This window comes from Paenibacillus sp. GCM10023252 (assembly GCF_042653305.1).
Classification (GTDB): domain Bacteria; phylum Bacillota; class Bacilli; order Paenibacillales; family Paenibacillaceae; genus Pristimantibacillus.
In genome coordinates, this window is record NZ_JBHSHW010000001.1 from 210,814 (window position 1) to 230,276 (window position 19,463).

21 protein-coding genes are annotated in these 19,463 nt (G+C 51.2%); all 21 read right to left on the minus strand.

The genetic code is table 11. The annotated features are described in order from the left end of the window. Positions 1 to 53 precede the first annotated feature (53 nt). The gene (locus ACFO9Q_RS00995) at positions 54 to 1,193 is read right to left on the minus strand and encodes a 1-deoxy-D-xylulose-5-phosphate reductoisomerase (RefSeq protein ID WP_379177720.1); all 1,140 of its coding nucleotides are present in this window, start codon (positions 1,191 to 1,193) and stop codon (positions 54 to 56) included. Positions 1,194 to 1,241: 48 nt separating this feature from the next. Further along, positions 1,242 to 2,036 carry a phosphatidate cytidylyltransferase gene (locus tag ACFO9Q_RS01000; RefSeq protein WP_379177722.1) on the minus strand — a complete coding sequence of 265 codons (795 nt, stop codon included), beginning with the start codon at positions 2,034 to 2,036 and terminating at the stop codon, positions 1,242 to 1,244. A gap of 29 nt (positions 2,037 to 2,065) precedes the next feature. Then, on the minus strand, positions 2,066 to 2,830 hold the full coding sequence (locus ACFO9Q_RS01005) for an isoprenyl transferase (RefSeq protein WP_379177724.1): 765 nt from the start codon (positions 2,828 to 2,830) through the stop codon (positions 2,066 to 2,068). A 64-nt stretch (positions 2,831 to 2,894) separates the two neighbouring features. Then, positions 2,895 to 3,449: a ribosome recycling factor gene (gene frr, locus ACFO9Q_RS01010; RefSeq protein WP_379177726.1), complete on the minus strand. Its 555-nt coding sequence runs from the start codon at positions 3,447 to 3,449 to the stop codon at positions 2,895 to 2,897. Then, the gene (gene pyrH / locus ACFO9Q_RS01015) at positions 3,449 to 4,180 is read right to left on the minus strand and encodes a UMP kinase (RefSeq protein ID WP_379177728.1); all 732 of its coding nucleotides are present in this window, start codon (positions 4,178 to 4,180) and stop codon (positions 3,449 to 3,451) included. Before pyrH ends, frr begins: the two co-directional genes overlap by 1 nt. Before the next feature lie 103 nt (positions 4,181 to 4,283). Further along, positions 4,284 to 4,934 (minus strand): translation elongation factor Ts, encoded by a 651-nt coding sequence (gene tsf, locus ACFO9Q_RS01020; protein ID WP_379177730.1) that lies wholly within the window; start codon positions 4,932 to 4,934, stop codon positions 4,284 to 4,286. Between the two features lie 127 nt (positions 4,935 to 5,061). Then, a complete protein-coding gene (gene rpsB, locus ACFO9Q_RS01025; protein ID WP_379178026.1) occupies positions 5,062 to 5,760 on the minus strand; it encodes a 30S ribosomal protein S2 in 699 nt (232 codons plus the stop codon). A 190-nt stretch (positions 5,761 to 5,950) separates the two neighbouring features. Beyond that, complete coding sequence (locus ACFO9Q_RS01030) at positions 5,951 to 6,529, minus strand: hypothetical protein (RefSeq protein ID WP_379177732.1); 579 nt, start codon at positions 6,527 to 6,529, stop codon at positions 5,951 to 5,953. Further along, a complete protein-coding gene (locus ACFO9Q_RS01035; RefSeq protein ID WP_379177734.1) occupies positions 6,522 to 7,091 on the minus strand; it encodes a DUF6115 domain-containing protein in 570 nt (189 codons plus the stop codon). The genes ACFO9Q_RS01030 and ACFO9Q_RS01035 overlap by 8 nt, the downstream gene beginning before the upstream one ends. 32 nt (positions 7,092 to 7,123) lie before the next feature. Beyond that, positions 7,124 to 7,456 carry a hypothetical protein gene (locus ACFO9Q_RS01040; protein ID WP_379177736.1) on the minus strand — a complete coding sequence of 111 codons (333 nt, stop codon included), beginning with the start codon at positions 7,454 to 7,456 and terminating at the stop codon, positions 7,124 to 7,126. Positions 7,457 to 7,523: 67 nt separating this feature from the next. Further along, entirely contained in the window at positions 7,524 to 8,930 is a 1,407-nt protein-coding gene (locus ACFO9Q_RS01045) for a DUF342 domain-containing protein (protein WP_379177738.1), read from the minus strand. Between the two features lie 22 nt (positions 8,931 to 8,952). Continuing rightward, a complete protein-coding gene (locus ACFO9Q_RS01050) occupies positions 8,953 to 9,738 on the minus strand; it encodes a FliA/WhiG family RNA polymerase sigma factor (RefSeq protein ID WP_379177740.1) in 786 nt (261 codons plus the stop codon). A gap of 5 nt (positions 9,739 to 9,743) precedes the next feature. Beyond that, complete coding sequence (locus ACFO9Q_RS01055) at positions 9,744 to 10,193, minus strand: hypothetical protein (protein ID WP_379177742.1); 450 nt, start codon at positions 10,191 to 10,193, stop codon at positions 9,744 to 9,746. A gap of 1 nt (position 10,194) precedes the next feature. Continuing rightward, positions 10,195 to 10,686: a chemotaxis protein CheD gene (locus ACFO9Q_RS01060; RefSeq protein WP_379177744.1), complete on the minus strand. Its 492-nt coding sequence runs from the start codon at positions 10,684 to 10,686 to the stop codon at positions 10,195 to 10,197. Continuing rightward, positions 10,683 to 11,303 (minus strand): chemotaxis protein CheC, encoded by a 621-nt coding sequence (locus ACFO9Q_RS01065; protein ID WP_379177746.1) that lies wholly within the window; start codon positions 11,301 to 11,303, stop codon positions 10,683 to 10,685. The genes ACFO9Q_RS01060 and ACFO9Q_RS01065 overlap by 4 nt, the downstream gene beginning before the upstream one ends. A gap of 2 nt (positions 11,304 to 11,305) precedes the next feature. After that, positions 11,306 to 11,767: a chemotaxis protein CheW gene (locus ACFO9Q_RS01070; RefSeq protein WP_379177748.1), complete on the minus strand. Its 462-nt coding sequence runs from the start codon at positions 11,765 to 11,767 to the stop codon at positions 11,306 to 11,308. A 15-nt stretch (positions 11,768 to 11,782) separates the two neighbouring features. Then, a complete protein-coding gene (locus ACFO9Q_RS01075; RefSeq protein WP_379177750.1) occupies positions 11,783 to 13,876 on the minus strand; it encodes a chemotaxis protein CheW in 2,094 nt (697 codons plus the stop codon). A 47-nt stretch (positions 13,877 to 13,923) separates the two neighbouring features. Next, entirely contained in the window at positions 13,924 to 15,207 is a 1,284-nt protein-coding gene (locus ACFO9Q_RS01080) for a protein-glutamate methylesterase/protein-glutamine glutaminase (RefSeq protein WP_379177752.1), read from the minus strand. 33 nt (positions 15,208 to 15,240) lie between these two features. Next, a complete protein-coding gene (locus ACFO9Q_RS01085; RefSeq protein WP_379177754.1) occupies positions 15,241 to 16,110 on the minus strand; it encodes a MinD/ParA family protein in 870 nt (289 codons plus the stop codon). Then, positions 16,103 to 17,428 carry a flagellar biosynthesis protein FlhF gene (flhF, locus tag ACFO9Q_RS01090; protein WP_379177756.1) on the minus strand — a complete coding sequence of 442 codons (1,326 nt, stop codon included), beginning with the start codon at positions 17,426 to 17,428 and terminating at the stop codon, positions 16,103 to 16,105. The genes ACFO9Q_RS01085 and flhF overlap by 8 nt, the downstream gene beginning before the upstream one ends. Then, entirely contained in the window at positions 17,425 to 19,458 is a 2,034-nt protein-coding gene (flhA, locus tag ACFO9Q_RS01095; RefSeq protein WP_379177758.1) for a flagellar biosynthesis protein FlhA, read from the minus strand. Before flhA ends, flhF begins: the two co-directional genes overlap by 4 nt. Between the last annotated feature and the right edge of the window lie 5 nt (positions 19,459 to 19,463).

Sequence of the window (19,463 nt, forward strand, 5' to 3'; positions counted from 1 at the left end):
TTCGGCTGCCCGGTTCAAGAGAACCCTCAGAGGCTAGTACGCTTCACTTACTATTAACCTGTTGCTGCTTGTCTTCTCGCCCAAGCATCAATGTCCGCAATCGCTTCAAGGCTGTTGACCTCAGTCACTTGATGCTTGTCAAGAACAGTGGCCAGAAGCCTCTCAATATCGAGGAAGTTAATCTCACCTGCTAAGAAGCGAGCTACAGCAACTTCATTAACCGCGTTGAACACCGTAGGTGCGGATTGCCCAGCACGTCCGCAGTCGAAGGCAAGCCTCAAGCACGGGAACCGCTCATAATCCATCTGGCGGAAGTTCAGGCTTCCAATTGCAGCTAGATCCAGCCGCTTCGTAGGAGTCGGCTTCCTGCTCGGATACGTTAAGGCATATTGAATCGGCACCCGCATGTCGGGCATTCCCATCTGAGCAATAATGCTGTAGTCCACATACTCCACGAACGAGTGGATGATACTCTCTGGATGAATCAACACATCAATCTGATCGTAGCCCACGCCGAACAGCCATCTAGCTTCAATGACCTCAAGCCCCTTGTTCACCATGGTAGCTGAGTCGATCGTAATCTTAGCCCCCATCGACCAGTTCGGATGGCTCAGCGCTTGCTCCACTGTAACGCCCTCAAGCTCAGCTCTCGTCTTGTCGCGGAACGATCCGCCCGATGCTGTCAGTGTAATCTTGTTCACTTCACGCGAGTTCTCTCCGTTCAAGCACTGATAGATCGCTGAGTGCTCGCTGTCGATAGGCAGGATGGCAACTCCCTTCTGACGAGCTCTCTCCATGACCAGATGTCCGGCTGTCACTAGAGTCTCCTTGTTCGCCAGTCCGATCGTCTTACCGGCATCGATCGCCGCAAGTGTCGCAGCCAGACCTCGGCTGCCCATGATCGCAGTTACAACTAGATCTGCGTCCCCCTCCGATGCCACTTCTATGAGGCCTTCTTCCCCATATACTACCTTAATATGGGAAGGCAACCTGCCACGAGCTTCATGTGCCAGCTCTGCATGAGCTACACAGACGAGCGAAGGCTTGAATTGCAAGGCTTGCTGAACGAGCAGATTAACATTGGAGCCGGCCGATAGGGCAACGACCTCGAATTGATCCGGGGAATGCGCAATAATGTCAAGGGTCTGTGTTCCGATGGAACCGGTAGACCCTAGAATAGCTATCCTAATCACCAGTACACGAACTCCCCTCTATCTCTAGCACAGAATAGATCACGATTGTTAAGTCGGCAGCAGACCGACCAGCACCAGCAGCGGGAACACGATAATCCAGCTGTCGCAGCGATCCAGTACACCGCCATGGCCTGGCAGCAGCTTGCCCGTATCCTTAATGTCACGAACACGCTTATAAGCGGATTGTATCAGGTCACCGAACTGACCGGCTATTGCCGCTAACAGTCCGAACATTAACGCTTCCGGCAGCTCGAGGACAGATGGCTCCATCCATGAGCCAATAACAGCAACGACTAGAGCAAGCAGGATCCCGCCTGCAGCCCCTTCAATCGTCTTGTTCGGACTAATGGAAGGCCATAACTTAGTACGGCCAAGAGCACGACCGACGAAGTAAGCTCCAATATCAGAGGCCCAGATGCAGCCGAACGCGAGGAACGTCCAGAATAGCCCATCTTCACCAGCCTGTCTCACTTCGTTCATTGCGGCGAATCCATATCCTACATACAACGCGCCGAGCAGCATTAAGGCAGCTCCGTCTATCGTGGTACGATTCTTCGTAATGACCGTAACCGCTAAGAGCAGGAAGGCCAGCATCCATATGATAGTGAGGACAGACGGAGCCGTTACGCCTAGCTCGTCCCATGGAAGCACAAAAAGAAGCACACCCGCATAACCAAGCAAGGAGGCGGGATGGTGCCATCTGAATCCGTTCATGGTCACATATTCTGTAAATCCAATTATCGCAAGCAGAATTAACAAGCCTGTGTAGAACCAGCCGCCTGCAATTGTCAGCGCAACGAATAACGCCCCTGCTAATACTCCTGTTACGATCCGTTGTCTCAACGTATGTCACACTCCATTATGTGAGGACCCTATACACCGCCATACCGCCTTGCACGACGTTGGTATTCCCTAATAGCCTCGTAGAAATGCTCCTCTGTGAATTCCGGCCAGTATACATCAGTGAACCACATCTCACTGTAGGCAAGCTGCCAGAGCATGAAGTTGCTTAGCCTGAGCTCCCCGCTTGTTCGAATGAGCAAGTCCGGATCAGGTATGCCGCTGGAGAGCAATCGGCTGGACATATAATCCTCATCAATTGCTTCACAAGTTAATTGACCCTGCTGAACCTCAGCAGCCATGTCCTTAATCGCTTCGAGCATTTCCTTGCGGCTGCCGTAGTTAAGTGCAAAGTTCAGTATGAGTCCCGTATTATTTGCTGTTCGTTTGATGGCTTCTTCAACGGCATCCAGCGTATAGTCAGGCAGGTCGCTCTTGTAGCCCATCATTTTCACTTGAACATTATTAGCGATAAGATCATTCAATTCTATCTCAAGGAATTGTCCTGGAAGCTTCATTAAGAAGTCGACCTCCGCCTTCGGACGCTTCCAATTCTCCGTGGAGAAGGCATACAGGGTTAAGTATTTGACACCGATGCGATCGGCTGCCATCGTTATGTGCTTGACTGCTTTCATCCCGGAATGATGACCAGCCATACGTGGTAAGCCGCGGTTCTTAGCCCAACGGCCGTTTCCATCCATAATGATTGCAACATGCTGCGGAACATTATCTGAGGAGAGCGGCTGCGCGGGCTGTGGGGACGATTTGCCTAGTCTGGCCCATAGTCGCTGTAACATGGTTGTTCCTCCCACCCGGATTTCAGAAACCAAGCCCCACCTGACGGAGGGGCTTTAATGGTTTTTAGACTTCCATAATTTCCTTTTCCTTGACAACGAGCACCTTGTCCACCTCGGCGATGAATCGATCGGTAGCCTTCTGAATATCTTCCTGATGACGGCGTGATTCATCCTCGGAGATATCCGTCTTCTCCATCTTCTTGATGTCATCATTGGCATCACGGCGGATGTTACGAATCGCTACCTTAGCTTCTTCCCCGTACTTCTTCGTCGTCTTCACGAACTCCGCACGGCGTTCCTCAGTTAGAGGAGGAATGGAGATTCGGATGGAAGTTCCGTCATTAGATGGAGTAAGACCAAGGTCTGACTTCATAATCGCCTTCTCAATGGATGAGATAGAGGTTTTGTCCCAAGGCTGAATGTAGAGTGTTCTTGAATCCGGCGTGCTAATATTAGCCAGCTGGCTGATCGGGGTTGGGGCCCCGTAATATTCAACTTGAATGCGATCAAGCAGAGCAGGTGTTGCACGTCCTGCACGCAGAGTGGCAAGATCCCGCTTCAGGGCGCCAATCGCTTTTTCCATACGCTCTTCTGCATTTTTTTTGACCGTTTGTGGCACTACCCTACACTTCCTTTCACGATTGTTCCGATTTTCTCACCGAGCACAACCCGCTTAATATTGCCTTTCTCTGTAATAGAGAATACAACAAGCGGTATGTTGTTATCCATACATAGGGAAGAAGCGGTTGAGTCCATAACTCCTAGATTACGATTAAGCACCTCGAGGTAAGTCAGCGTCTCGAACTTCTCAGCTGTCGCGTCCTTGAACGGATCGGCCGAATAGACCCCATCTACCTTATTCTTCGCCATCAGGATGACTTCTGCTTCAATCTCAGCCGCTCGAAGCGCGGCGGTTGTGTCCGTGGAGAAAAACGGATTCCCGGTACCTGCTGCAAATATAACGACGCGGCCCTTCTCCAGGTGTCGGATGGCACGGCGTCTAATATAAGGCTCAGCAATCTGCTGCATAGCAATGGAAGTCTGAACGCGAGTTGGAACCTCAATCTGCTCTAATGCGTCCTGCAGGGCGAGTGAATTCATAACCGTCGCAAGCATGCCCATGTAGTCAGCCGTCGCCCGATCAATCCCCTTCGCTGTGCCTGCAATGCCGCGCCAGATGTTGCCTCCGCCGACTACAATTGCTACTTCAACGCCTAGTTCGATGACGTCCTTGACTTGATCTGCAATAGAAGCGATGACCGAAGCCTCAATGCCGTAACCTTGTTCCCCTGACAATGATTCACCGCTTACCTTAAGAACGATACGTTTGTATACGGGTTGTGTTCCCACCGGTCTCTACCTCCATCATTCACCTTCAAGAATCTATATATAAGAAAACTTCTTTTTATACAAGCAGGCGGGGCCTTCGCCCCGCCCCGCTCATGCGCTGCGATTACAATTTAGCTTGGGACATAACTTCTTCAACGAAGTTGTCGACTTTTTTCTCAAGACCTTCGCCTAGCTCATAGCGAACGAAGCGACGAATGGAGATGTTCTCTCCGATTTTGGAGATCTTCTCATTCAACAGCTGATCAATCGTTACATCTGGGTTCTTGATGAACGTTTGCTCAAGCAGACAGAACTCTTCGTAGTATTTGGAGATACGGCCGTCAACCATTTTTTCAACGATTTTCTCAGGCTTGCCTTCGTTCAGAGCTTGTGCCTTCAGAATCTCGCGCTCTTTCTCCAGCTCATCCGCAGGTACTTCTTCACGGCGTACGAACTTAGGATTAGCAGCAGCAATCTGCATAGCAATATCTCTTGCGAACTCACGGAATTGATCTGTCTTCGCAACGAAGTCTGTCTCGCAGTTCACTTCCACGATAACGCCGATACGGCCGCCAGCATGAATGTAGGATTCCACTACGCCCTCAGTTGCAATACGGCCTGCTTTGTTAGCCGCTGCAGCAAGGCCCTTCTCACGAAGGAATTCAATAGCTTTGGTGATGTCGCCATCCGTTTGATCAAGCGCCTTCTTACAATCAAGCATCCCTGCTCCGGTTCTTTCGCGAAGCTCTTTTACTGCACTAGCACTAACTGCCATAAGTAAACCCTCCTGATATCTTCTCGTTATGTTGGTCAACCATTATGCACAAGTCACATTTGCGTTCAAAAAAAGGGCGGTGAGAGGTTGTGCACCTTCTGACCACCCTTGTACGGTTCATTCAAAATTAAGCTGTAGTCTGCTCGCCTTGGTTAGCTTCTACAATTGCATCAGCCATCTTCGATGTAAGCAGCTTAACAGCGCGGATTGCATCGTCATTACCAGGGATTACATAGTCGATCTCGTCTGGATCACAGTTCGTGTCAACGATACCAACGATAGGAATACCAAGCTTACGAGCTTCTGCAACAGCGATACGCTCTTTGCGAGGATCGATGATGAACAGAGCGCTTGGAAGACCTTTCATGCCTTTAATGCCGCCAAGGAATTTCTCTAGACGGTCTTTTTCCTTGCGAAGGATAATAACTTCCTTCTTAGGAAGCACTTCGAATGTGCCATCCTCTTCCCACTTCTCAAGCGTCTTCAGACGATCAATACGCTTCTGAATAGTCTGGAAGTTAGTCAGAGTACCACCCAGCCAACGCTGGTTGATGTAGAAGTTGCCGCAACGCTCAGCTTCTTCCTTAACGGAATCTTGAGCTTGCTTCTTCGTGCCGACGAACAGCATAGTGCCGCCTTCAGCAGCGATGGAGCGAACGAAGTTATAAGCCTCGTCAACTTTTTTAACTGTTTTCTGCAAATCGATGATGTAAATGCCGTTTCTTTCGGTGAAGATATAACGATCCATCTTAGGGTTCCAACGACGAGTCTGGTGACCGAAGTGTACCCCAGCTTCTAGTAGCTGTTTCATGGAAATAACCGCCATACCAACAACACCTCCTGTTAGTGGTTTTTTGTAGTGCTCCGCCGCCCATTTCATCTCCCGCCAAAACTCCTGAAACCAAGAGCACCGTTGGCGAAATTAATAGGCGTGTGTTTTTAACACCGTCAATTACTATAACACATCAGTCTACTCCATGCAAGACAACTTTGAATCATTATGTCGTACCGTTGTACTAGCTCTTCGCCAGCCTCTGCTTAGCCTTGTCCGGGTCCAGCGGAGTACTGGTAATGACCTTCATTACTTCACTTGTTGACAGCCCGGGCTTGAGCTCGAAGTAGCCCGCTCTAACCAGCTTGCCTGACTGCTCCATCTCCTTGATAAAAGCAGCTTGGTCACGCAATACACCGTTGCTGTGAAGCAGCTTCGCAATTCCAGTCAAGTCGCTGTTCGGGATAATACGTACGATAACCGGCTTGTCGGGAACAACGTCAGCAGCAGGTGTTGTCTCTGGCTTACTTGACGGCTTCGGAGAAGGCTTGGGCGATGGCTTGGATGTGGACTGCGGTGCAGGGGAGCTTGAGCCTTCACTCGCTGCTGCTTGAGCCGCGGCTGCTGCCCCCTCAGCTCTTGCCGTGCTGACCATCTCATCCAGCTGAGCCTGCGTGTAGGTCTCTTCCACTTCGCTAGTCTGCTCCGCAGGGAGGGTTAGTGCTCGCTGACTCTGCTCGCCTACAATCATGACTTGAAGGAGCAGAGCTCCTGCAATCATGCCGGTACCAAGACCAACCAAGAAGTTACGGTTCCTAAGCACGATAAGCCTCCTCCTGCTTGGCTAGTCCAAGTATGAGCTGCACTTCGCCCTTGTTGAGACTTAGCTTCTTAGCGATGGCTTCAATGGACTTGCCTTCCTCATACAGGTCGAACAACAGCTTATATCGGCTCTTGATCGCACGCTCGGCAAGATCAGGCTGATCTGCATGGGAAGGTGACTGTGACTGTATCTGTGATGCTGTCGCATCGAGATCGGCCTGTGAGGCCGGCAGATCGATCGCAGTCGCTGCTTGAATTGCCTTCCTGTCCGCCGCCTGCTGACAGCGCTGAAGCGCCTCTTCCAGCTGCGTGCACTTCAGTTCCAGCTCCGCAATACGAAGCTCCTTCAGCTGCTGATCCTCTCTCGCTTCCTCTTGCGACTTCGCAACCAATGCTACTAGCTCCTGGTTATCCTGTTCCATATTATCCATGAATTGCTCAAGCGCAGTCTCCATATTCTGTATCGTCCTGTCTGGCTGCGCGCTGCCCTGTCTCCTCGGAAGTGCAAGTCCGCACACGAGGGTGAAGGCGCCGAGCAGCAGGACGTAATGCCAAGGTTGCATAGATGATCACCAGCATTCCATGTAATTAGTGTTCACAGCGAGATATCAATGATGTGGCCCTTGTACGGATGACTCGGCTCACTTCCGTCGGAGCTTGCCTCACTAGAGGAATCCTGCTTGTCTGGCTTGGATCGGCGTGAAGATTGGCCTTCTCCTTGCCCTTGGTCTGCCTGACTTCGGATCTGAAGCCCAGGCGATTGCTCCACACCTGTGCTCTTGCTGCGCAGCTCTTCGGTCTTCTTAAGCGATTGCGCATTCATCGTCGTCTGTTCCGCAGTAATACGATGCTGAGAATGACTCTGCATCGCTCCCGAATCCTGTGATCTCGGTACGGATACTTGGAGATCTATAGCCTTGAAGGTCATCGTTCATCCTCCTAGTTAGCAGCGGTCGATTAGCTCCATCTAACAATTAGCATCTGAATTCTAGCATCTAGTAATAGGGCAGCAGGACAATATCCCCTTCGGAGAATCGGAAGGACACCCTTGCAGCGGAATCCTTGACGAATCTGGTATAACGCCCGATGACGATCTTCGTCCCTCCATAGACTGTACTTAGTACGTCTACCTTCGCACTCTCTGCATTCTCTAGAGTACGTTCAATATCCAAGATACGCTCTCTCGTCTCATCCATCTCGAGCTGGGATTGCCGCTTCGTTGCCGTAAGCTTAATGCGAAGCGCCATCTTGTCTGGAGTCAATTGACCTAGTGAAGCTAATTGATCAAGGAGGACGAGCGCCTTATCTGTCTTGTCGAGACTATCCATCAACGACTTAATCTTCGAACGGAGCTCGCCAAGCTCCTGGCGATACTCAGGCTTCACTCCAACCTCAATGGCAGTTACCGTTGCCATCGTATTGCCAATCGTACGGGCCTTCACAAGATCCCCAGCCTGTACGGATCCTCCGACTATTAAGCCCTTCGATCCTAAGCAGATAACACTTCGTCCGGCACGGACATGAGAGTGCATAATGCTCTGACCGACTAGCACGTCCTCACCGGCTACGACGTTGCCATCTTGTATGAAGGAGCTCTTCACGTTTTTTCCTGCCTTGACGAGTCCCTTGTTGCTGGCTAATATTCCACCTGTAATCTCAATCGAGCCTTCTGACTCAAGCTCGGCCCCTTCTACTCCCCCGACCACCCGGATGTCACCCGAAGCTTTTACTTTGAAGCCGGTAAGCACGTTGCCGCGAATCACGACCGTGCCTACGAAGTCAATATTGCCCGTCCTATAATCGACATCTCCATTGACCTCATATACCGGGAAGACATTGATCTTATCCTTGTCCGTCATCGTGACTAGTCCGTCAATGGCGGAATAGAGAGCCGATTGATCTCCGTTCAGGACTACGTTCTTGCCAGCCTTAATTCTCGCCTGCTTACCCGCCTTAGGAGGAAGCTCTTCTCCTGTTACCGTCTTGCCAGGCAGGCCTAGCTGGGGTTCCATTCGCTCGGCAACAAGCTGGCCTCGCTTGACGTTCTTAAGCTGAACAATCTCCTTGAAGTCTACCTTGCCATCCTGAAGCTCAACCGGTCGATGGTCAGGCTCAAGCTCCATATCATGCACCATCTTGATGCTTCCGTCCTTGCCTTCACGTACAGGTTCTCCTTGAGCAATCAAGGTCTGCTCCTTGTAATAGACAATTGGATTCTTGGCAATCTGTCCAATGACATCCAATCGGAGTCCGTAGAGAACACCATGGCTGCGTACGTAACGCTCTAGCTGCTCAGGAAGACATTGGAATTCATCATTTAATCGGCTGAAGGTGAGATAGGCGGATAACTTATCCGCGGACACTTGTATGCGTATATACGAATCCAGATTAGACTCTTCCACAGTTGTTCTCCCTTTCTGCTAACTAATGCTGCATGAGCGCTTCTTTTTGCTTGGCCAGAGCTCCTCGCAAGCGAAGGATGGCCTTGGAATGTAGCTGGGATATGCGTGAAGGGGAGAGTGACATCACTTCAGCGATTTCGCTTAACGACAGTTCATCATAATAGAACAGAGAGACGACAATTCTCTCTTTCTCAGTAAGCTTTTCTATTCCTTTGACTAGCGACTCTTTCAAGTAGAACTCATGTACTTTATGATCAGGATTCTTAGCTTTCTCATCAATTAATAGAGTTAGCCGAGTCTCCGATTCTTCCTCTCGGATAGGGTCTTCCAGAGAACACACGGTTGTGATGGATATCTCTTGCAGCATCGTTGTGAATTCCTTCTCACTAATACCTAGGTGCTTGCTAATCTCCGCATCCGACACGGAGCGGAGATGTCTCTGCTCCAGCTGTCCATATGCCTCTTCAATCTTCTTAGCCTTCTCCCGAACGGAACGGGGCACCCAATCCCCAGAGCGCAAGCCGTCAAGAATAGAGCCGCGAATACGCCAGGAAGCATACGTCTCGAATTGAAGACCGCGCTCATAATCGAACTTATCAATCGCATCAATGAGTCCCATCACGCCATTGCTGTATAGATCATCTTTTGATACATTTTTTGGAAGGCCAATGGCGACACGGCTCGTAGCATAGTCAACCAAGGGCAGATATTGCTCAATCAGATCCTTCTTTGCATCAATATCCTTTTTTTCTTTCCATGCCCGCCACTTGTCCATATTAAGCAAATGCGGCGTTTTCGGCTCCATCATACCTCTCACCCTCCCGTCAGGTGACGTACTGCTCTGGCTAATTCCTCAGGCTGCTTGTTCTGTGTCGATACCAGCTGCGGGGGATTGAGCGGTCGGAACGGAATTCCTTCAGCGTCGAGCTGCTCCTTGTCCGTAACCGAGTCCCCCTGCTTATTGCCAGTACCCAGATTCGACTTCAACAGTTGATGCAAGTCTTCACCTTCATCAGGCGTATGATAATCGAGATGGCTGCCTCTGCCATCCATCTCCTCACCTAAGCTCTCCTGCAGGACAGGAGGTCGCAGGATGAATGCCAGTGCTGCTCGCAGCGCATAGGCCAACAGGAAGAATGCTGCGAAGGCATACATACACCGGATACTAGTGACAGCTAGAGGGTTCTTGCCAAGTGAGAATAATGCAGTTAATAAGGTCCCTAGCAAGCCTAAGCCTGCATTCCACCGCCATGTTCCAATCATGTTAGATCTCCTTTGTACCCAGCTGTACGCTGCGAATAGACAACATGCCGCTGCTGCTGTCGAATTCAATCGTTCTTCCGTAGTTGCCTCCCGTATCTGAAGCCGCCACAGGAATGGGATACTTCTCAAGTATCATCGAGCATGCTTCGGCATTGCGCGGACCAATTCGCATCGAATCCCCGCCAGAGAAGGCGAACATTTGGGCACCTCCTGCCATTTTGCCAACCATACGCTTCACTGCCGCTCCTGCTTCTGCCATCTGTCTAAGCAGCTCAGGTATAGCCGTATCCGCATACTTAGCGGTGTTGAATACGGTATCTCTCGCAATCTCAGATGAAGGAAGCATAATGTGCGCCATCCCGGCAATACGAGTGACAGGGTCATATAATGTTAATCCAACGCAGGAGCCGAGCCCTGTCGTCTTCAGAATGGCACCATCTCTAGCGATCTTGAGATCTGCCATTCCTACCTTAATAACTGTCAGCTCCGTCATTCCATCGAGACCCCTAACGCCTGGAATATCATGGAGAAGGACTCCGGATCGGGAATAAGGAAGAAGTGTCCCTGCAGCGCCTCCTGACCTTCGAGGAACTTAGTCTCTATGAGCAGGGCCGAATCTCCCATCTCCCCGTATTGCAGGACGCCGTAACCGAGTATAGCTCCCGCCATGTCCATAGCTATGGATGGGACGGTTGGCAACAGGTTGAGCTTCGTGAAGTCTGCCAGTGAGGACAAGTAGGAGCCGGCTAGTATGTTGCCGATCTCGCATAAGGCCGATAGTTCCAGCTCGTTGTACTCATGCGGGTCATCTACATTCATGGAGAGCAGCTGACTTAGCAAGCGATGGGCGGAGGGCTCCTCAACGATGAAGAACATGTTGCCGGGAGCATCCCCCTCTACTCTCAGGAAGATCGCAATGACAACCTGCTCAGACCCTCCTACTCGCTCGGCGATCTCATCGAAGGGAACGAGGCTGACCTTCGGCACCGCCATATCGACCGGCTTGTCCAACAGCCGAGATAGTGCCGTTGCCGCATTGCCTGCCCCGATATTGCCCACTTCCTTCAACACATCAAGCTGTGAAGCTTCGAATCGATTGAACAGACCCACCGTTATACCTCGATCTGCTCTAGCTGAATGATCTCGCTCTTGTTCAACACTTCTGCTAGATTCAGCATGATGAGCAGACGGCCTTCTCCAAGCTTGGCAATACCGCGCAGATACTTCGCCTTAACGCCACCTACAATCTCAGGAGGGCTGTCTATGGTATCCGTATCAATGTCAATCACGTCATTAGCTGAATCGACAATGAAGCCAACCTCAAGATCCTGTACAGCGACGACAATAATTCGTGAGTTCTCCGTCACGGCCTGTTCTTGTAACCCGAACCTTCCCCGCAGATCAATGACAGGGACTACGACTCCGCGAAGATTAATGACTCCCTTAACGAATGATGGTGTCTTCGGAACACGGGTAATCGCGGACAGACGCTCAATAGTTCTCACTTTATCCACTTCAATGCCGTATTCTTCATTCAGCAGAGCAAAGACGATGACTTTCAATTCTTCTCCCATATGGACCCAGCCTCCTTATTTAATTAGCGCGTTCGTATCAATAATTAAGGCAACCTGACCATCGCCTAGAATGGTAGCTCCTGAGATAGCTTCAATGTTCTTAAGATAGCCCCCTAATGACTTAAGGACGACCTCGCTCTGACCGATGAATTCGTCGATGAGGACGGCTGCCCACTTATCCCCCTTGCGGATAACAATCATCTCTGTCTCCAGCTCTTCCAACTCACTGTAATCCGGAGCGTCCAGCACTCGGCTGAGCGAGACGACAGGAATGACCGAATCACGGAACTGAATCATCTGGTTGCCGTGGACGCTCAGCAGCTGATCCCTTCGGACGATGCCCGTCTCTACAATTGAAGACAACGGTATCGCATACTTCTCGGAACCAAGCTTAATTAACATGGCTGATATAATGGACAATGTAAGAGGAAGCTGCACAGAGAACTTCGTCCCTCGTCCATATACCGAATCAATGGTCACATTGCCGCCGAGTGAAGTAATCTTAGACTTCACAACATCGAGTCCAACGCCTCTTCCCGAGATATCCGAGATCTTGTCTGCGGTACTGAACCCAGCTGCGAAGATCAGCATATGAACCTCATCGTCCGACAGATTCCTCGCCTGCTCCTCGGTAACGACTCCATTCTTAATGGCGGTATTCAATACTCGTTCCCGATGAATGCCGCGACCGTCCTCCTCTACCTCAATGAACACATTGTTGCCGCTGTGATAGGCACGCAGATGAATCGTTCCAGTCTCAGGCTTACCTGCCTGAATGCGCTCATTCGTCGTCTCAATGCCATGGTCGACCGAATTGCGGAGCAGATGGACAAGCGGGTCGCCAATCTCATCAATAACGGTGCGGTCAAGTTCTGTATCCGCTCCCGTAATGACCAGCTCAATCTTCTTATCAAGCGACTTCGCCAGATCCCGTACCATGCGGGGGAAGCGATTGAACACTGAATCTACAGGTACCATGCGCAGCTTCAGCACGATGCTCTGCAGATCTGAGCTCACTCGGCTCATATGCTCGACGGTCTCCGTCAAGTCCGGCCGCTTAATCTCGCTCGACAGCTGTTCTAGACGAACTCGATCAATTAACAGCTCGCTGAACAAGTTCATGAGGGTATCCAGACGCTCTATATCAACACGGATCGTCCTTGAAGCTTGCGCGGCAGGCGGTGAGGTCTGCACTCTTGCTCCGCTTTCCGGCTTCTCTTGCGGCTTAACACCTGCAGGAGCCGCTGTCAGAGGAGCAGCCGTCTGTGTACTTGCAGCCGCTTCAGATGGACTGGCAAGCAGAGAGAGCGACTCTTGATCCAGCTTGGTTACAACAACTGACTCTATCTCGGATATATCTGAGATCTGATTATGCAGCTCCTCGTCACTCCACCGTGAGATCGTGAAGACGGTGAAGTACCGATCGAACTTCTCCTGCTCCAGCTCTTGGACGGATGGTTCGGACTTCACAATCTCCCCTCCGCCTTCAAGCAGATTGAATACCATGAACGCACGAGCCGCACGCAGGACACAATTCTCCTCAATCGTCACTTGAATGTGATACACATGATGACCGCTGTCTATGGATTGCTGCATAATGGAAGTCTGATATTCATCCAGTTGGAGGCCGCTGCGCTGCTGGGTTACTGATGGGAGAGCTTGTGAAGACTGGGCAAGTCCCTCCTGCAGTTCTTGAGATGCGGCAGCAACCGCATCTCCTCCCTTATAGTCGCTCTTCAGAATGACCTGCAATGAAGCTACAATGGCAGTTACATCAGCCTTACCGGTACCTCCTCCTACGATGTCCTGCACCATCGCTTCGAGCGCATCCAACCCTCTGAACAAGGTGTCGAAAATAAATCCGTCCATCTTCAGCTTGTTGTTACGGACCAGATCCAACACATTCTCCATCTCATGCGTCAGCGATGCGAGATCCTCGAAGCCCATCGTAGCTGACATTCCCTTAAGGGTGTGGGCGGAGCGGAAAATCGTCTGCACGATGCTAAGGTCATCGGGAGTACTCTCAAGGGCTAACAAATTCTCATTAAGGGCCTGCAGGTGATCATTGGATTCATCAATAAACATAGACAAATACGCGTTCATATCCATTCCCTTGCACCTCCTAGTTAAGACTAGCTATTAAACTGTAAGCTTGCTCATTCTATTGTCACGGATTGGGTTAAAAATGAAGCGATCTCGGACAGAGGCAATACCGTGCTCGCAAGTCCAGCTTCAATGGCCGATCGGGGCATTCCATATACGATGCAGGACTCTTCTGCCTCCGCTATAGCCGATACCTCTCTGTGCTCCTTCAGCTTCTGAAGACCCTTAGTGCCATCGCTTCCCATTCCCGTCATAATGACCGTATGCAGCTTCAATTCTGGATAACTCATTAGAGATTCGAACATGACATCAACAGAAGGGCGATGCCCGCTGCGGGGCGAATCATTGGATAAGGAGATATAATAGCCTGCCTGATCCTTGGATAAAATCATATGATAGCCCCCAGGTGCTATATACACGGTTCCAGCCTCGACCCTATCGTTAGGCTGAGCCTCAACAACCCTCAGTTCACTGAAGCTGTCCAGCCGCTGTGCCAGCGATCGTGTGAACTTAGGCGGCATATGCTGGACGATGAGCACAGGTGCAGACAGTGTCTTCGGTAGAGCTGTTATGACCTCATGCAGCGCCCTCGGCCCGCCTGTAGATGTGCCTATTGCAATGATGTGCTTGAAGGGAGCTGAGCTTCGAGCAGCGCCTTGGCTCACATTCGGCTGCTTCGCAGATGAAGCAGCTTCACCTATTGTCTTACTTGACGTATAGGCGGTCGCAGCTTCCTTAACAGGGTCAGCTGCTGATTCACGCTTAGGCTTCGATTCGCTCTTGGGAACTGCAGCCAGCGGCTTATGAGCCTTCTTCGTCACTGGTAATTCGGCTGTCTTCCGTTCAGGCTCAGACAGTAGAGAGGGTGGCAGTGTATCGTACCGTTCAGCAGCAGATGGCAGCAAGCTCTGGCGGAGCGGCTGCACCGTTCTCTTATGCACCGCGATTCGCAGCTTATCAAGCAGAAGCTCTCCCACTTGGTGGATGTCGGGCGATACGGCACTCATCGGCTTGCGAATGAAGTCGAACGCACCATACTGCAGCGCCTTAATCGTCTCCCTCGTGTTCTCTTCACTTATGCCCGAGAGCATAATGATAGGAGTAGGCGCCTGCTTCATGATGTACTGAAGAGCGTCAAGCCCGTTCATCTTCGGCATCTCCAGATCCATCGTAATGGCATCTGGCTTATGCTCTCTTACTGCAGCGATAGCTTCCAGGCCATTGGAGGCAGTGGCTACGACGATGAAGTTCGCATCCCGCACAATAAGATCACTGAAGATTTTCCGCATGAAGGCGGAATCATCTACGACAAGTATTCGATAAGGCGTCAATCGCATGCATCCTTCCTGCTTCATTCCGAATTCCAAGGATTATCTAGTAAGTCTCAGCATTTTATGTATGAATCCTTTGACACCCTGTCCTCCAGTACGAGGACGATCAATCTGCAGGAAATTCTCTGCGATAGCCTGGGTTGCCTTGGAAGCTCCGCATGCAGGGTAGGCGACGATGAATGGCACCTGGCGCTTCACTGACCTTGATACAAGCGGATCATCAGGTACGATTCCTAAGATAGGCAGTTTCGTGTCTAGGAACCGTTCAGCCGCCATGCTTATTTTGTCAGCTGTATGCTTCCCTTCACGATCATCCGATGCTCGATTGACGACAAGCTTGAAGTCAATGTCGAGATCCATATTCTTAATCATCTTGATAAGGGAGTAAGCATCGGTGATGGACGTTGGCTCAGGTGTCGTTACGACGATCGTCTCTTGAGCTGCTGTAATGAACTTGACGGTCTCCTTGGACAAGCCTGCTCCCGTATCGAATAGGATGACATCGTAACGATCCTGAAGCTTTTCAATCTCCTTGGCAAAATAATCAAGCTGCTCCGGTGTCAGCTCAAGCAAATCCTTAAACCCTGAACCGCCGGCAATGAAGTGCAGTCCTTCTGGTCCTTCCTGTACGATCTCCCAGATCGTCTTCTCTTGCTTCAGCAGATGATACAAGTTATAGCGCGCATGAACTCCCATCAGCACATCGATATTCGCCATCCCAATATCCGCATCGAACACCAGAACCCTCTGCCCCAATCGCGACAACGCTAGAGCGAAGGCTAGACTGAAGTTGGACTTGCCCACCCCGCCCTTCCCGCTCGTTACGGTCACGATTCGAGTATTCCGGCTGTCTGCGGCTCGATTGCGATTCTGAATGAGGTGTCGCAGAGCTTCGGCTTGATCACTCATCTTCAGACTCTCCTAGCAAGAGCTGAATGTAATCCTGGGACCGGAAGTGACTAAGATCATCAGGCACGGTCTGGCCGCTCGTCCAATATGAGGCCTTCCAGCCATGAAGCAGAATCAGGTTAAGGATTGTTCCATACACCGTTGTCTCGTCCTGCTTCGTGAACACCACTCGCTCAACCCCGTACTTGGAGAACCTCTCAGCAATAGCAACCATGTCCGTGTACTTAGAGGTTAAGCTAAGGACGAGATACGTCTCGCTTCGCTCGCTAGTGTGAAGCAAGGAGATTACTTCAGATACATGAAGCTCGCTGCGGAAGTTACGTCCCGCCGTATCCATGAACACCAGCTCGCATGCTTGGAGCTGGGTATATGCTCTAGTCAAGTCGGATGAAGAGAATACGACCTCAAGCGGCACATTCAGAATGTTAGCGTACGTTCTAAGCTGATCCACCGCTGCAATTCGATACGTGTCCGATGTAATGAAGCCCACACGCTTGCTGTGCTTAATCGTCTGTTCCGCGGCGAGCTTGGCGATCGTTGTCGTCTTACCCACACCGGTTGGACCGACGAAGTGCACGACCTTCGTCGCTCCCTCAAGCACGTGCCCGACCGAAGGAGCTAGCCACTGCTCCAGGATGTCCTTAGCAGCTTCCCATACCTGAGCAGCTGTGCAGCCTTCCTCCACTAGAGAGAGCTGATGCTTAACCGCTTCAATCAACTTCTGAACCAGTTCTCCTTCCACCTCTTGCTCGGACAAGCGAGCCGCGAGCTTAGCAAGCGCAGCTGGCAATTGTTCTTCCGAGCTCTGCTTAGCCAGCTTGACCACCCATTGCTTCAAGTCTCTGAGTTCAGTCATGAGTTCAGCTTGCTGACCCTGTGAGGGGTCTGGCTCGCGGAGCGGTCTCTTAGTAAGTGCAGCGGCTTGCTCCAGAGGTACTGGCTGGGCTGCGCTGGGCTTCTCCTCAGCAGCAGGGGATGGCGATACTGATACTGATGCTGATGCTGCAGCCGCAGAAGCCGTGGCCGCATTGCCTCTCCCCATCGCTTCTACTGCAGCCATGACCAGCTGCTGGGCGTTCCCCTGTGTCACTGGTGGAGCAGAAGCAGGCTTCTTCGGCTGCTGCATAGCAGCAGCACTGCCCCCAGCCCCCTCTTCGACAGCTGCAATGACCTCAATCTTGCGCTTCTGGAACATTCCAATGAAGCCGCCGACTCGAATATCCTTTGTGTTCAGAATGACAGCGTCCTTGCCAAGATCATTGCGAATCAATGGAATCGCCTCAGGCAAGCTGTCAACCAGATACCGCTTCACCCTCATAGATTGACCACTCCTACGCTCTGTACTTCAATGCCTGGTTCAAGCTCGCTGTACGAGAGCACCGGTACATCCTGCATCGTTCTCTCTACAATCTGCCTCAGATACATCCGAATCGTAGGAGAGGTGAGAACAACTGGCTGCTGACCCGACTGAATCTGACGAGTCACCTGCTCACTTAGCTTCTGATAGATCTGCTGGGTAGCAATCGGATCCAGTGCGATGTAGCTTCCTTGCTCGGATTGCTGGACAGATTCCGCAATCTTCTTCTCCAGCGACGGTCCGACCGTTATGACACGAAGTGTGTCACTGCCTGGGGAGAACTGCTGGGTAATCTGTCTGGACAATGATCCTCGTACATATTCAGTGAGTACATCAGGGTCCTTCGTATAATGACCATGGTCCGCCAGCGTCTCGAAGATCGTAACCAGATCGCGTATCGACACTTTCTCCCTAAGCAGCTTGGCCAGCACCTTCTGTACATCGCCTATCGATAGTATGGAAGGAATTAAGTCATCCACTAGTGCCGGATAAGTCTCTCTCACATTATCAATGAGCGCCTTCGCTTCTTGACGGCCAATTAACTCATGAGCATGGCGCTTAATAATCTCGGTCAGATGCGTCGCTACGACAGATGGCGGATCAACGACCGTGTAGCCGGACAACTCCGCTCTCTCCTTCGTGGGCTCATCAATCCATAGGGCCGGTAAGCCGAAGGCAGGCTCTGTCGTCTCGATGCCAATAATTGCATCGTCCTCGAAGCCTGGACTCATAGCTAGGTAGTGATTCAGCAGCAGCTCGCCGCGCGCAACCGTGTTGCCCTTGATCTTAATGACATACTCATTCGGGCGAAGCTGAATATTATCCCGAATTCGGATGACTGGAACGACTAGCCCCAGCTCGAGCGCACATTGCCTGCGTATCATAATGATGCGATCCAGCAGATCTCCTCCCTGCTGCATATCTGCAAGCGGGATGAGGCCGTAGCCGAATTCGAATTCAATCGGATCAATCTGCAGCAGCGAGATGACACTCTCTGGACTGCGAACCTCTTCAATCTGCTGCTCTTCGACCAGCATCTCCTCCTGCTGCTGCCGCATCGTTAGATTACGACTCATCCGCCATGCGCCGAATGCAAGTATGCCTGCGAATGGCAAGGTGCGGAATATACCGATTGGAGTGAATATCCCCAAGAGTGCAATCGTTCCAGCTACGACGTAGAGCAGCTTAGGATTCTGGAACAGCTGGGAAGTAAGATCCTCTGCCAGGTTCCCTTCAGACGCTGCTCGGGTCACGATAAGACCTGCAGCTGTAGAGATGAGCAGAGCTGGAATCTGGGAGACGAGACCGTCACCAATGGTCAGGATGGAATACGTAGATAGAGATTCCATGAACCCCAGCCCATGGATGGCCATCCCAATAATGAATCCGCCAATCAGATTGATTAACAGGATAATAATAGAGGCGATAGCATCTCCCTTGACGAACTTGCTTGCCCCGTCCATGGCTCCGTAGAAGTCAGCCTCGCGTTCTATCGTTGAGCGGCGTTCACGAGCTTGCTGTTCGTTAATGAGGCCAGCATTAAGGTCTGCATCTATGCTCATCTGCTTACCAGGCATCGCGTCGAGGGTGAATCTTGCTGCTACCTCTGCGACACGCTCGGAGCCCTTCGTAATGACGATGAACTGAACGACTACTAGTATGAGGAACACGACGAACCCTATCGCAATCTGTCCTCCGCCAACCCAGCTTCCGAAGGTCGCGACGACCTCACCCGCATAGGCATGCGAGAGAATGTGCCTTGTGGTGGATACGTTCAGCGCCAGCCTGAACAGGGTCGTAATGAGCAAGATCGCCGGGAAGATGGAGAAGTCGAGCGCTCGGCGTGTGTTCATTGCAATGAGCAGTATCATTAAGGCCAATGAGATATTGACGATCAGTAGAATATCCAGTAGTAGAGTAGGGATCGGGATAACCATCATGAGCACGATGCCGATAATTCCGACTAATATGATTAGGTCCTTTGGTTTCATGACGT